Below are 1,263 nucleotides of genomic sequence, written 5' to 3'. Positions count from 1 at the left end.
CCCCTGCCCCGAGCGCGCCATGACCGAGCAACCCGGCCCCACTTCCGCCCCCGCGCCGAAGTCCCCGGCGCGGTCCCGTCGCCGCGCACCGCCGGTGGTGCCCGTGTCGCGCGACGCCGCGCTGCCGCTGTCCTTCGGGCAGCAGCGCATGTGGTTCATCGAGCAGCTCACGCCCGGGGGCATCTCCTACAACGTCCCGTACTTCGCCCGGCTCACCGGGCCGCTGGACGTGCCCGCGCTGGAGCGCGCCCTGGCCACGGTGGTGGCGCGGCACGAAGCGCTGCGCACGACGTTCGCCGTCGTAGAGGGCCGGCCGGTGCAGCGCATCGCCAGAGAGCTGTCGTTGCGCCTGCGGATGGAGTCGCTGGAGGCCCTGCCCGTATCCGAGCGTGAAGCGGCCCTGCGCACGCTCGCGGAAGCGGAGGCGCGCGAGCCCTTCGACCTGGGTGCGGGGCCGCTCGTGCGCGTGCGGCTCGTGCGCATGGGCGCGACCGAGCACGTGCTGTTCCTGATGCTGCACCACATCTGCTGCGACGGCTGGTCGCTCACGGTGATGGAGCGGGAGCTGAAGGCGCTGTACGCGGCGGCGGTCTCCGGCACGGAGGCGACGCGGCCCGCGCTGTCGGTGCAGTACGCGGACCACGCCGTGTGGCAGCGGCAGTGGCTCCAGGGAGACGTGCTGGCACAGCAGTTGGAGTGGTGGCGCGGTCAGCTCGCGGGGGCCCCCGCCGCGCTGGAGCTGCCCACGGACCGGCCCCGGCCCGCGGCGCAGTCCACGCGGGGCGCGGTGTACCGGCACGCGCTGTCCCCGAGGCTGGGGCGGGAGCTGGAGGCGCTGTGTCGCAAGCAGGGCGTGACGCTGTTCATGGCGCTCTTGGGCGGCATGCACCTGCTGCTGTCGCGCCACAGCGGCCAGGACGACAGCGTCATCGGCTCACCCATCTCCGGCCGCACGCGCCAGGAGGTGGAGCCGCTCATCGGGTTCTTCATCAACACGCTGCCCCTGCGCGTGCAGGGCGCCGGACACCTGGGCTTCGGGGAGTTGCTGCACCGCGTGCGCAAGACGTGCCTGGACGCGTACGCGCACCAGGACGTGCCCTTCGAGCAGCTGGTGGACGCGCTCCAGCCCGAGCGCGACCTGAGCCGCACGCCGCTGTTCCAGGAGCACGCCGTCTGCACCGTCATCGCCGGCCCCGTCAGGTCCAGCTCGTAGGAGACCCGCGTGGACACGAAGTCCCCCGCCACGCCCACGGAGCCTCCCAC

Annotated in this window: 1 protein-coding gene; it reads left to right on the top strand. The window is 73.6% G+C overall.

Going from position 1 to position 1,263, the window contains the following annotated elements; translation table 11 throughout:
• Nucleotides 1–19 precede the first annotated feature (19 nt).
• The gene (locus tag D7X12_RS44870; RefSeq protein WP_369333666.1) at nt 20–1,213 is read left to right on the top strand and encodes a condensation domain-containing protein; all 1,194 of its coding nucleotides are present in this window, start codon (nt 20–22) and stop codon (nt 1,211–1,213) included.
• The last annotated feature ends 50 nt before the right edge of the window (nt 1,214–1,263 follow it).

Origin of the sequence: Corallococcus sicarius (assembly GCF_003611735.1) — a bacterium.
Lineage (GTDB): Bacteria > Myxococcota > Myxococcia > Myxococcales > Myxococcaceae > Corallococcus > Corallococcus sicarius.
The sequence above is the reverse complement of the archived record's forward strand: the minus strand, read 5'-3'. Positions and strand labels throughout refer to the sequence as shown.

What these genes read in the sequence shown, in the direction of transcription:
- D7X12_RS44870 (WP_369333666.1), top strand. Translation starts at nt 20, where the DNA reads ATGACCGAGCAACCCGGCCCCACTTCCGCCCCCGCGCCGAAGTCCCCG.